This window comes from Stenotrophomonas sp. YJH_SMC_94-11, from assembly GCF_059370435.1.
The window spans coordinates 230,234-242,158 of the sequence record NZ_JCAFTR010000003.1 but is presented as its reverse complement, the minus strand read 5'-3'; the positions used below and the strand labels follow the sequence as shown (position 1 = coordinate 242,158).

Below are 11,925 nucleotides of genomic sequence, written 5' to 3'. Positions count from 1 at the left end.
CCCATCGCGCCGGCCCGGGTTCAGGCCAGCACCTGGTAGCAGGGCTGGTACTCGCCGGAGATCTTCATCCGGCGCTGTTCGACGAAGGCGCGCAGCAGCGCATCCAGCGCCTGCATCATGTCCGGGTCGCCGTGGATCTGGAACGGCCCGAACTGCTCGATGCGGCGCATGCCGTCTTCCTTCACGTTGCCGGCGACGATGCCCGAGAACGCGCGGCGCAGGTCGGCCGCCAGCGCGTGCGGGGCACGCCCGTGGTGCAGGTCCAACGCCGCCATCGCTTCGTGGGTGGGTACGAACGGCTGCTGGTACTCCCACGGAATCTCGATCGACCAGTTGAAGAAGAACGAGTCCTTCTGCGCCAGGCGGTGCTCGCGCACGCGCTTGATGCCAGTGGCCATCTTCTTCGCAACCGCCACCGGGTCGCCGATGATGATCTCGTAGCGCTCGGCAGCCGCATCGCCCAGGGTCAGGCGGATGAAGCGATCAATCTGCTCGAAGTACGGTGCCGCTACCGTCGGGCCGGTCAGGATCAGCGGGAACGGCAGGTCCTTGTTCTCCTCGCGCAGCAGGATGCCGAGCAGGTACAGGATCTCTTCGGCGGTGCCGACGCCACCGGCGAACACGATGATGCCGTGCCCGATGCGGACGAAGGCCTCAAGGCGCTTCTCGATGTCCGGCATGATCACCAGGTGGTTGACGATCGGGTTCGGCGACTCGGCGGCGATGATGCCCGGCTCGGTCAGGCCGATGTAACGCGTCACGGTGCGGCGCTGCTTGGCGTGGGCGATGGTGGCACCCTTCATCGGGCCCTTCATCGCGCCCGGGCCACAGCCGGTGCAGATGTCCAGGCCGCGCAGGCCCAGTTCATAGCCCACCTGCTTGGTGTACAGGTATTCGTCGCGCGAGATCGAGTGTCCGCCCCAGCACACCACCAGGTTCGGATCACCCGGATTGAGGATGCGCGCGTTGCGCAGCAGGCCGAACACCGCGTTGGTGATGCCCTCGGATGACTCCAGCTCGGCCGCGTAGGCCGGGCCCATTTCGATGGCCATGTAGGCCAGGTCGCGCACGACGGCGAACAGCAGTTCGGCGACGCCGCGGATGATCTCGCCGTCGACGAAGGCCATCGCCGGCGCGTTGACCAGATCGATGCGCACGCCACGATCCTGCTGCGCCACCTGGATGTCGAAATCAGGGTAGAGATCGCGCGCGGCGCGCGGATCGTCCGAGGCGCTGCCGCTGGTCAGCACGGCCAGCGCGCAGCGGCGCAGCAGCTCATGCATGCCGCCGGCGGAGGCATCGCGCAGGCGGGCCACCTCGGCCCGCGACAGCACATCCAGCCCACCGCGCGGGTAGATCCGGGCATCCTGCACCGGCAGTGCACGGGCCGATTTTTCGTTCGTGGTCATATCCAATTTTTCGCTTCCTTCAAGGTTTCCGACTGTACTGCCGCCCCCTTAAAAAGCAAAACGGCCGGGAAACCCGACCGTTGGATGTGTGCCACCCGCGTCCGCCATTCCGGGACCGCATCGGCGGCGTTGGCACCGCGCACATTTCTGGATGCTACGCCGTTGCCCCACGCCCTGCAAGGACTTTCGCCTGAACGGGAAACGGCCGGGTTTCCCCGGCCGTTTCCACTTACCGCTTCAAGCGCTGATGGATCAGAACTTGTACTTCAGGGTCAGCTGCATCGACCAACGCGACACGGCGGTGTTGCCCTTGTCGTTGTTGTTTTCCTGCACCGACGGGTTGTCGGTCGAACCAGTGAAGGAGTACACGTACTTGCCGGTGGCCGGATCGATACCTGCGTAGTTGGCAACGCGACGGGTCGAGTAGAAGCCGTAGTCGTCGATCAGGCCCCACTTCTTGTTCAGCAGGTTGCCGACATTCATGATGTCCAGGGCGACTTCACCCTTGTGACCCTTCATGAAGCCCGGGAATTCCTGGCTGACGCGGACGTCGAAGCTGTTGACCCACGAGGCGCGGTGGCGGTTGGCCGGGACCACGCTGCCACGGTAGGCATCGAGTTCCGGGTTCTGCGCCAGCCAGTCGAAGAACTGCTTCTCCATTGCGGCACCGCCGGTGAACAGCACGTCGCCCGGACCCTTCGGCACGTAGAACAGGTCGTTGGTGGTGGCACCGTCGCCGTTGGCATCGTTGTAGAAGATGTAGCTGTACGGACGGCCCGAACGGCCTTCGTAGAACAGGCCGACGCGGGTGGCGTTGTCACCGAAGAAGTTGTGCTTCCACTCCAGGGTGCCGGTGACGCGGTCCTTCATCGCATAACGCGAGTTGTAGGCCACGTTCTCGTTGGCATTGAAGATCAGCGTGTTGTTCCAGTTCGAGGTGTTCTGCGAGCTGGACAGCGGGCTGACTTCGGTGGACTTGGTGTAGGTGTAACCCAGCGACCAGCCCCAGTTCTCGGTCAGCGGCTTGGCCAGCGAGAAGGTGGCCTGGGTGCCGCGGCCCTTGTCGGTGTTGCGCAGGACCAGAACGTCGCCGATATCCTTCGGACGGTTGAAACGATCAACTGCATTTTTGGTACCGGTGGAGATGCCGTAGTCGACACCCTTATCGATGCGAGTATTCGCCGAGTTGCGTCCGGCATCGTTCCAGTAGATCGCGCGGCCATCCTGACCGAAGGCGGTCGGCGCCGATACGTCCAGACGGTCGAAGTAGATGCCGTCCTTGACCTTGGTGAACAGCACTTCGGCCGACGCGACGATGCCGTACCACGGCAGCTCATGGTCGAACGCCAGGTTGGCCTTCCACACCGACGGCAGGCGGGTGCCCGGCGCGATGATGTCGACGTTCTGACGGGCCGAAGCCGGGCCACCGGCCGGGATGTACGGGTTGTTGCCGTCCGGAGTGAAGGCACCGGCCGGGATGCTGCGCTCGTCGTACTCGATGTAGTTCAGGCCGGTGTTCTGGTAGGCACCTGCCAGCCACACGTTCGGGGCGGCGCCGCCGAACAGGCCCACGCCACCGCGCAGCTGGGTCGGGCGATCGCTGTCGAAGGTGTAGTTGAAGCCGACGCGCGGCTGCACCAGGTTCTTGTCGACCAGCTTGGTGTTGTTGAAGCCGTACAGCTGCTCGATGCGCGGGTTGTACAGGCGCTGGGTGCTGAAGTCAGGCATGTCGATGCGCACGCCGAACATCAGGTTCAGGTTGTAGTTGATCGCCCAGGTATCCTGCACGAACACGCCGGTGTTCTTCAGGGTGAAGTCGGCCGGGATGTCGCTGCGGCTGCCATCGGCGCGCGGAGCACGCAGCTGGTAGCGCGAAGCCTTGCCCGCCAGGAAATCGTTGACGCTGTTGAATTCGTACACGCCGTTGAGGTTGCGGCCGTAGAAGTTCATCAGGTCATTCTTCGAGTAATCGAAGCCGAACTTGACGGTGTGGTCACCGATGTACCAGGTACCGGCACCAAAGGCGCTCAGTTCCTTCGACTCGACGATGTTGACGTGGGTGTTCTGTTCGGTACCGACGTACAGCGAATCGTTGCCCGACTTGATGCGGATCTGCGGCATGTCGACCAGCGGGACGCGGTTGGCCGAGTAATCCTTGTGCGAGACCTTGAACTCGGTCGAGAAGTTCTCGGACCAGTCACTGAACAGTTCGCCCATCCAGGTTTCGTACTGGGTCGGCTGCTGGTACCAGAAGTTGCTCAGCGAGATGGCGCTGCTGCTGACCTGCGGGAAGCGAACGACGTTCTGCTCCATCTTGTTGTAGCGCAGGGCCGCACGGTGGTTCTCGTTGATGTTCCAGTCCAGCTTGACCGCATACTCTTCGATCTCGGTCTTGCTGTTCGGCGCCGCCAGGCTGCCCGGGTCGTAGCCCAGCTTGCCCAGGAAGTTCTGGACGTCGGTGATCTGCTGCTGGGTGATGGTGCCACGGCCGATCGGCGTGTCGCTCAGGGCGACGCCGGCAGCCGAGCGCTCGTACTTTTCATAGTTGGTGAAGAAGAACAGCTTGTCCTTGACGATCGGACCGCCGAAGGTCATGCCGTAGGTCTTCTCGTCCTCGAAGCCGTTGAAGTCCTGCTTGTCACCTTCCAGGCGCGAGCGGACCATGTCCTTGTCGCGGTACGAACCGTACACGGTGCCGTGGAATTCATTGGTACCCGACTTGGTCACGGCGTTGATCACCGCGCCGGTGCCACCGGCGATGGTGGTGTCGTAGTTGGCCAGGTCGATGTTGATTTCCTGGATGGCGTCCATCGACACCGGCTGACGCTCGGTCGGCAGGTTGTTGGAACCCAGGCCGAACGGATCGGAGGCGCTGATGCCGTCGATGCGGATGGCGTTGTAACGGGTGTTCTGGCCGCCGGCCGAGATCGCGCCGTCCGCCTTGCTGACCTGCGAGATGCGCGGGTCGAGACGCACGTAGTCCTGGATGTTGCGGCTGGCCGACGGCAGCGCATCCATCGTTTCGCGGGTCACGTTGGTGCCGGTGCCCATCTTGTTGGCACTGAACAGGTCCAGGCCGCCGGCGGTGGCAACAACGTTCACCGCGTCCAGGTTGGTTGCAGCCAGGTCACCGCCCAGGTTGGCGTTGACGGTGTTGACCTGGTTCAGGTTCAGGTACACACCTTCCTCGGTCTTGGTGCCTTCACCGGACTTGGTGATGGTGATGGTGTACGGACCACCCACGCGCAGGCCGCGCGCGTTGTATCGGCCCGACGCATCGGTGGTGGCACGCGAAACAGTGCCCGACTCGGTGTGCGTGATGGTGACTTCAGCGCCGGCGACAGGCTGGCCTGCAGCGGACATCACCTGGCCGCCGACACCGGCGGAGGTGCTGCTCTGGGCGAAGGCGGGAGCGGCAGCAAGTGCAGCCACGAGACCAAGGGTAAGCTTGGACATCCGGAGTGGGTGGGTCATTTTTCGGTAGCCTCGATGCGAGTTGGCGATGGCGGAAAAAAAGCGCATCCAAGCAGCCCTGCGGGTGGCTGATCGGAGAGTTATCTGGGGTTCCCTACCGCTCGGCTGAAGGCAGCCCTAACGGTTAACACTAGATTAACACGCTACGCCATCAATGTGACGGTTGTGCGACAAACGGCACCGGTTCGCAACGCAATCGTGACGGGTTCTTCACTCCGTCTTTCCACAGGGCTCACCTTTCCCGGGGCGTCTCACTGGCATCGAGAATCTGCCCGCGCCAGGTGCTCCCAGCGGCGGACAGCAGGGTCACCGCGGCGGCCGCCGCGGCTTCCGGGCCTTGCGCAGCCGGGTCCTGGTCCACGGAATAGGCGCGGGCCCGAAGCGCCGTGCGCAGGGGGCCGGGGTACAGGCCGCTGACCCGGACGGGACTGCGGCCCAGTTCATCGTGCAGGCTGGCGATCAGGCCACGCAGGCCGTGCTGGGCTACGCCATACCCCCCCCAATAGGCCTGCCCCACCCGGTCGGGGGCATCGACCGCGAACACCATGGCGGCATCCTCGCGTTGCCGCAGCAGCGGCAGGCAGGCCTGGGCCAGCCAGGCCGGTGCGGTCAGGGTGACATGGACCGCACGGGCGAAACTGGCCGGGTCAGCCAGTTCAAACGGAGTCAGCCCGGGGAAATGCGCGGCGCAGACCAGCAGTCCATCCAGTCGCCCCAGCTCGCGCTGCAGGGCCTGGGCCAGTTCGGCATAGTCATCGGGGCTGGCGCCTTCCAGGTCCAGCGGGTACAGAAGCGGTTCCGGACCGACCGCCTGGACCTGGGCATAGACCCGGTCCAGACGGCGCGGCTTGCGTCCCAGCAGGACCACGGTGGCACCGGCTGCGGCTGCGGCGACCGCCGCGGCACTGCCCAGCCCTCCCCCGGCGCCGGCGACCAGTACGACGCGATCCTGCAACGGGCGGCCATCGATCGCCCCGTCAGTCGGTGACGTCGACGGCCAGGCACTCATCCCTGGGTCGCCTCTTCGACGATGCGCTTGAGCTCGCCGGATTCAAACAGTTCCATGACGATGTCGCAGCCGCCGATCAACTCACCATTGATGAACAGCTGCGGGAAGGTCGGCAGATTGGAAAAGCGCGGCAGGTTGGCGCGGATCTCCGGCTCTTCGAGCACGTTGACAGTGCGCAGGGTGACGGCGCCGGCTGCCATCAATGCCTGCACGGCGCGGCTGGAAAAGCCGCACATCGGGTATTGCGGGGTGCCCTTCATGAACAGCACGAGCGGGTAACGATCGACCTCGGCCTGGATTTGCTGCATTACCGCCACAACCACACTCCTTGCTTCGCCGGACAAACCGACCGTGATGGTCGGCTAGACTGCCCACGGTAGCCGCCATTGTAAGCGGATGGAACAGGCTACCGCCGTCCCCTGGCCACGAACCTGTCCATGCCCGTCGAATTGCCTGCCCTGCCCTACCTCCCCGGCTCCCTGCAGCCCCACCTGTCCGCGCAGACCGTTGAGTTGCATCACGGCCGCCACCACCGCGCCTACGTTGACGCGGTCAACGCCGGCACTCTCGGCACCGAGTGGGAGGAGGCGTCACTGGAAGAGATCGTGCGCCATGCCCAGGGCACGCTGTTCGATGCGGCCGCCCAGGCCTGGAACCACGGCTTCTATTGGCAGTGCCTGCGCCCGCGCGGCGGCGGCGAGCCGCAGGGCCGGCTGGGCGAGCTGGTCAAGCGCCAGTTCGGTGATGCGCAGCGCCTGCGCGAGGAATTCAACCGCACCGCGCTGGGCCTGTTCGGCTCGGGCTGGGTGTGGCTGGTGCAGCACCCCGGTGGCCAGCTCGGCATCCAGGCCACCCGCAACGCCGGCACGCCACTGACCGGCGAAAGCACCCCGCTGCTGTGCTGCGATGTCTGGGAGCACGCCTACTACACCGATTACCAGAATGATCGCGCGCGTTACCTGGATGCCTTCTGGCAGATGGTCAACTGGGAATTCGCCGAGAGCCAGCTGCGCTGAGGCAGCGGCTCGGTCACAGGGTAGTGCCGGCCGCTGGCCGGCAACCCACTGGACGTACAAGGATGCCGGGGTTGCCGGCCAGCGGCCGGCACTACCGAAATGCAGAGCGGAGCTTCACGCGTTCTCGTGCGCAGCCACCGCGTCCATCACCCGCGCCGAGTACACCAGCGCCGCGCCGGCGTTGAGCGACACCGCCACGCCCAGTGCTTCGGCGATTTCCTCGCGGCTGGCGCCATGCTTCAGCGCCGCGTCCACGTGCACGGTGATGCAGCCGTCACAGCGGGTGGTCACCGCCACCGCCAATGCGATCAGCTCACGGATCTTGGCATCCAGGTGGTTGGTCTGGGCACCGGCATTGGCCAGGGTGGCGTAGCCCTTGACCGTGTCCGGCGAGAGCTTGCCGATCTCGCCGATGCGGCCCTTCAGTTCCTTGCGGTAGGCATTCCAGTCGAGCATGGTCGTGACTCCTGTGAAAGGAGCTCCACGCTACCACCGGCAATGGTGCGCCGATGCCTGCACCGGCGCGCCACACCGTTGCAGGCATACAAGGTTGTGCCGGCCATTGGCCGGCACGCCCGGGCTCAGCGGTTGCGCAGCGCGTGTACCGCCGGCGCCACCTGGGCCTGGCGGTCCAGCTCCAGGCCGACCTGGTCCAGCGCATCGGCCAATGCAGCGGCATCATCGTCGCGCAACGTGGCGTGGCCGACCTTGCGACCTTCGCGCGGCTCCTTGCCGTAGTCGTGCCAATGGCCACTGGCCTGACCCAGCACCGGCGCCGGATCGGGCATCGCGCCCAGCCAGTTCAGCATGCAGGCATGGCCGAGCATGCGGGTGCTGCCCAGCGGCAGGCCCAGCACCGCACGCAGATGGTTCTCGAACTGCGAGGTCTCGCTGCCTTCGATGGTCCAGTGGCCGGAGTTGTGCACGCGCGGTGCCATCTCGTTGGCCAGCAGCTCACCATCACGGCAGAACAGCTCCAGCGCGAACACGCCCACATACTGCAGGTGCTCGGCGACGCGGCGGGCATAGCCGATCGCTGCCTGCTGCTCGGCGTCGGACAGCACCGCCGGTGCCACGCTGGCCGACAGCACGCCGTCGACATGCCAGTTGCCGGTGACCGGCCAGGCTTCGAAGCTGCCATCGCGGCCACGCACGGCCACCACGCTGACCTCGCGCTGGAAGGCCACGAAGCCTTCCAGGATCAGTCCGGTGCGCTCGACCTGGGCACCGAGCGCATCCCATGCGGCGTCGATGTCGGCTTCGCTGCGCAGGCGGAACTGACCCTTGCCGTCGTAGCCGAGGCGGCGGGTCTTGAGGATGCACGGCAGGCCGAACTCAGCCACCTTCGCCGCCAGCCCGTCGCGGCTGCGGATGTCGGCGAAGGCCGGCAGCGGAATACCCAGCTGCTGGAACAGGGTCTTCTCGCTCAACCGGTCCTGGGCCACCGCCAGCGCGGCCGGCGGCGGATAGACCGGCACGCGGTCGGCCAGGAACTGTGCACTGTCGGCAGGCACGTTCTCGAAATCGAAGGTGACCACATCGACCTTGGCGGCGAAGTCCGCCAAGGCCTGGCGGTCGTCGAAGGCGCCCACGGTGAGCGGCGCCAGCGGGCCGCTGCAGGCGTCGGCGGCCGGGTCGTACAGTTCGAAGCGCAGCCCCAGCGGCGCACCGGCCAGGACCATCATGCGGGCGAGCTGGCCGCCGCCCAGGATGCCGACAGTCAGGCTCATTGGCGCGGATCGTCGTGGGCCATCACGTCTTCGGTCTGGCGTGCACGGAAGGCATCGAGCGCCTGGCCGATCGCCGGCTGGTCGCTGGCCAGCATCGCCGCCGCGAACAGCGCGGCGTTGGAGGCGCCGGCGTTGCCGATGGCGAAGGTGGCGACCGGGATGCCGGCCGGCATCTGCACGATCGACAGCAGGGAATCCATTCCGTTGAGGGCCTTGGACTGCACCGGCACGCCCAGCACCGGCACGGCGGTCTTGGCCGCGATCATGCCCGGCAGGTGCGCGGCCCCGCCGGCACCGGCGATGATCGCGCGCAGGCCACGCGGGCCCGCCTGCTCGGCGTAACTGAACAACACATCCGGCGTCCGATGCGCGGACACCACCTTCACTTCGAACGGAACACCCAGGGCTTCAAGCTTCTGGGCGGCGTGCTGCATGGTTTCCCAGTCGGAACGGGAACCCATGACGATGCCGACAAGCGGCGCGATCGGGTTGGGGGTCATTGGCCGTCACCTGCCTTAAAGACGTATTCTAGCCGTCTTCCACGCAAGACGAAGAACCATGGATCGCAAGCTGCTCGACCTGCTGGTGTCCCCGGACACCCGCCAGCCCCTGTCCCTGCTGGATGGCAAGGGCCTGGAAGCCCTCAACAAGGCCATTTCCGCCGGCACGGTGACCAAGGCCGATGGCAACCCGCTGGCGCAGCCGCTGCGCGAGGCGCTGGTCACCCGTGACCGCAAGCAGGTGTTCCGCGTCGACGACGGCATCCCGGTGCTGCTGGCCGAGGAAGCCATTCCGACCGCCCAGATCGCCGACTTCCCGGCCGCATGAGCACGCTGCCGACGCCGGATGCGGCCGTTGTCGCCGCCGATGTCGCGCGCGCGCTGGCCGAGGACCTGGGCAGCGGTGATGTCACCGCCGCCCTGCTCCCCGACCAGGCCGACAGCGCCTACCTGCTGTGCAAGCAGGATGCGGTGATCGCCGGGCGCCCCTGGTTCGACGCTACCCATCGCGCGCTCGACCCTGACGTGCGCATTGAATGGCACATCGCCGAAGGCGGTGCCGTCACCGCCGGCACCGTGCTGGCCCTGCTGCACGGGCGCAGCCGCAGCCTGGTCAGTGCCGAGCGCACTTCGCTGAATTTCCTGCAGACGCTGTCCGGCACCGCGACCACCACTGCCCGCTACGTGGCCGCGGTGGCCGGTACCGGTACCCGCATCCTCGACACCCGCAAGACCCTGCCCGGCCTGCGCCTGGCGCAGAAGTACGCGGTGCGCTGCGGCGGCGGCGAAAACCACCGCTTCGGCCTGTACGACACGGTGATGCTGAAGGAGAACCACATCCGCGCCGCCGGTTCGCTGGCCGCGGCGGTGGCCGCCGCACGCCGGCAGTGGCCTGCGCTGCCACTGGTGGTCGAGGTCGAAGACCTGGCACAGCTGCGCCAGGCGCTCGAAGCCGGTTGCGAACGCATCCTGCTGGATGACTTCAGTCCCGACCTGCGCCGCGAGGCGGTGCGCATCACCGCCGGACGCATTCCGCTGGAAGTCTCCGGCAGCGTCGGCCTGGGCGGCCTGCGCTCGATCGCTGAGGATGGCGTCGATTGCATCTCCATCGGCGGGCTGACCAAGCATGTGCAGGCCATCGATCTGTCGTTGAAGCTGGGCCCGCCGCCGGCTTGAGGCCTACGGGAGACCTTGTGGAGCCGAGCGTAGGCTCGGCTCTACACGACCCGGGCGCCTTCACGGCTCGGCTACGCCAGCCTCTGCGACGCTGCGGGCATCCCCCACAGGAGCCGCGCATGCGCCGGATGCTCTTGCCTGCCTGTCTGCTGCTCGCGGCAGCCCCCTTGTCCGCCGCAGCCGCTGAAGCCTGCGATGTCCCTCCCCGCTTCGGCCTGAGCCCATTGGCGGTGGCCATCCGCAATACCGCCTGCAACGAGCACCGGTTGTGGTTCCGGCCCTTCATCGATCGCGATGGCCGCGCCGCCAGCCTCAGCGTCACCGAAGCCGAAAGCGATCACCTGGCCGACAACGGCCTGATCGCCTGGCAGCGCGTGGCCGGCTACTGGCGCAACAGCGGCACGCTCAACGCGATGGGCAGCATCGCCGGCGCCAGCAGCTGTCTGGCACCACTGGGCACGCGCTACACCGACAGCGACTGCCGCGCGTTCCTGATCGACAACCCGTGGTCGGCCGCTTTCATTTCCTGGGTGATGGTGCAGGCCGGCGTTCCCGGCTTCAACACGTCGCCGCGCCACATCGACTACATCCGTGCCGCGTACCAGGGCGGCCCCTCGGGCGTGCCGTACCGGCTGGTCGATCCCGCGACCGCAAAGCCCGCACCGGGCGACCTGTTGTGCTTCCTGCGCGACCGCAGCACGACGCTCAGCTACAGCGGGCTGGTGCAGGCGCTGGGCAACGGTTCGGTGGGCCACTGGAAATCGCATTGCGAAGTGGTGGTGGCTGCCAACCTGGGAGGCGACCAGACCCTGTACCTGGTCGGTGGCAACGTGATGAACACCGTGGCGATGCGGTTGCTGCCGCTGGACCGCACCGGGCTGATCAAGCTGCCCCCGGCACGCGAACGCAACAGCACCGGCATCGACCCCAGCTGCACGCCGGGCCGCGAGGACGAATGCAGCTTCAACCGCCAGGACTGGGCAGCGCTGCTGCAGCTGACCGCGACTGCGCCATTGGTGATGCCGTCACCCTCCGCAGCGCCGATGCAGGCCGTACCGGCCAACGCGCCCGCAGCGGCGACGACGGGCCAGCCACCGCCGAGGCGGTGATACCCGTGCTTGATCCAGCGCACGTTCGCCGCCATCTTTGCCGGATCGACCTCTGACGGCTGACGCCATGCCTACCCTGCTGCTGTTGTTGATTGCCGGCGGAATCATCTACTTCTTCTGGAACGCCGCACGCTCGGCCGCCGAGCGCGCGGTCGAGCTGGGACGCAATGCCTGCCGCGCCGCCGACGTGCAGTGGCTGGACCAGGCGGTGCACGCCACCGGCCTGCGACTGTCGCGTGGCGAAGATGGCCGGCTCGGTTTCGAGCGCACCTTCAAGTTCGAGTATTCCTACGATGGCATCGATCGCCACGTGGGCCGCATGGTGCTGCGTGGCGACCAGCTGATCTCGTTCACCGGCCCCGGTGCCGCGCGGATCAGCCAGATCCGGCCGGATGTGGAGGACGCCGAGGATGTGTAAGAACTGAAGGTGTGCCGACCAACGGTCGGCACCCACACAATTCCGGCACCCACCGGTAAAACCTGCAAAGGAAGACGCCGCCCA

At 66.5% G+C, this 11,925-nt stretch carries 12 protein-coding genes; 5 read left to right on the top strand and 7 right to left on the bottom strand.

Going from position 1 to position 11,925, the window contains the following annotated elements; all coding sequences use genetic code 11:
• Positions 1-20: 20 nt before the first annotated feature.
• The 4 genes from ppnN to grxD all read right to left on the bottom strand — a co-directional run bounded on the left by ppnN (position 21) and on the right by grxD (position 6,209).
• Positions 21-1,409, bottom strand: coding sequence for a nucleotide 5'-monophosphate nucleosidase PpnN (ppnN, locus tag AC5P74_RS07850; protein WP_019659018.1), 1,389 nt, complete (start codon positions 1,407-1,409; stop codon positions 21-23).
• 252 nt (positions 1,410-1,661) lie between these two features.
• On the bottom strand, positions 1,662-4,883 hold the full coding sequence (locus AC5P74_RS07845; protein ID WP_083297620.1) for a TonB-dependent receptor: 3,222 nt from the start codon (positions 4,881-4,883) through the stop codon (positions 1,662-1,664).
• Between the two features lie 232 nt (positions 4,884-5,115).
• Positions 5,116-5,892 (bottom strand): SDR family NAD(P)-dependent oxidoreductase, encoded by a 777-nt coding sequence (locus tag AC5P74_RS07840; RefSeq protein ID WP_053500310.1) that lies wholly within the window; start codon positions 5,890-5,892, stop codon positions 5,116-5,118.
• Positions 5,889-6,209, bottom strand: a complete 321-nt coding sequence (gene grxD, locus AC5P74_RS07835) for a Grx4 family monothiol glutaredoxin (RefSeq protein WP_005415957.1) — start codon at positions 6,207-6,209, stop codon at positions 5,889-5,891. The genes AC5P74_RS07840 and grxD overlap by 4 nt, the downstream gene beginning before the upstream one ends.
• A gap of 120 nt (positions 6,210-6,329) precedes the next feature.
• Between grxD and AC5P74_RS07830 the strand changes: the two genes are divergently transcribed.
• Positions 6,330-6,908 carry a superoxide dismutase gene (locus AC5P74_RS07830; protein ID WP_032954072.1) on the top strand — a complete coding sequence of 193 codons (579 nt, stop codon included), beginning with the start codon at positions 6,330-6,332 and terminating at the stop codon, positions 6,906-6,908.
• 114 nt (positions 6,909-7,022) lie between these two features.
• Here the strand turns inward: AC5P74_RS07830 and AC5P74_RS07825 are convergent, their stop codons facing one another.
• The 3 genes from AC5P74_RS07825 to purE all read right to left on the bottom strand — a co-directional run bounded on the left by AC5P74_RS07825 (position 7,023) and on the right by purE (position 9,138).
• The gene (locus tag AC5P74_RS07825) at positions 7,023-7,364 is read right to left on the bottom strand and encodes a carboxymuconolactone decarboxylase family protein (protein WP_346607604.1); all 342 of its coding nucleotides are present in this window, start codon (positions 7,362-7,364) and stop codon (positions 7,023-7,025) included.
• 125 nt (positions 7,365-7,489) lie between these two features.
• Positions 7,490-8,638: a 5-(carboxyamino)imidazole ribonucleotide synthase gene (locus tag AC5P74_RS07820; protein WP_253136301.1), complete on the bottom strand. Its 1,149-nt coding sequence runs from the start codon at positions 8,636-8,638 to the stop codon at positions 7,490-7,492.
• Entirely contained in the window at positions 8,635-9,138 is a 504-nt protein-coding gene (gene purE / locus AC5P74_RS07815) for a 5-(carboxyamino)imidazole ribonucleotide mutase (protein WP_005412808.1), read from the bottom strand. The genes AC5P74_RS07820 and purE overlap by 4 nt, the downstream gene beginning before the upstream one ends.
• A 58-nt stretch (positions 9,139-9,196) precedes the next feature.
• On the opposite strand from purE, the gene AC5P74_RS07810 reads away from it, so the two are divergent.
• The 4 genes from AC5P74_RS07810 to AC5P74_RS07795 all read left to right on the top strand — a co-directional run bounded on the left by AC5P74_RS07810 (position 9,197) and on the right by AC5P74_RS07795 (position 11,841).
• Complete coding sequence (locus AC5P74_RS07810; protein ID WP_005415953.1) at positions 9,197-9,466, top strand: Trm112 family protein; 270 nt, start codon at positions 9,197-9,199, stop codon at positions 9,464-9,466.
• Complete coding sequence (nadC, locus tag AC5P74_RS07805) at positions 9,463-10,314, top strand: carboxylating nicotinate-nucleotide diphosphorylase (RefSeq protein WP_329841708.1); 852 nt, start codon at positions 9,463-9,465, stop codon at positions 10,312-10,314. Before AC5P74_RS07810 ends, nadC begins: the two co-directional genes overlap by 4 nt.
• 119 nt (positions 10,315-10,433) lie before the next feature.
• Positions 10,434-11,423, top strand: coding sequence for a DUF2272 domain-containing protein (locus AC5P74_RS07800; protein WP_346607605.1), 990 nt, complete (start codon positions 10,434-10,436; stop codon positions 11,421-11,423).
• A gap of 67 nt (positions 11,424-11,490) precedes the next feature.
• The gene (locus AC5P74_RS07795; RefSeq protein WP_005415950.1) at positions 11,491-11,841 is read left to right on the top strand and encodes a DUF3301 domain-containing protein; all 351 of its coding nucleotides are present in this window, start codon (positions 11,491-11,493) and stop codon (positions 11,839-11,841) included.
• The last annotated feature ends 84 nt before the right edge of the window (positions 11,842-11,925 follow it).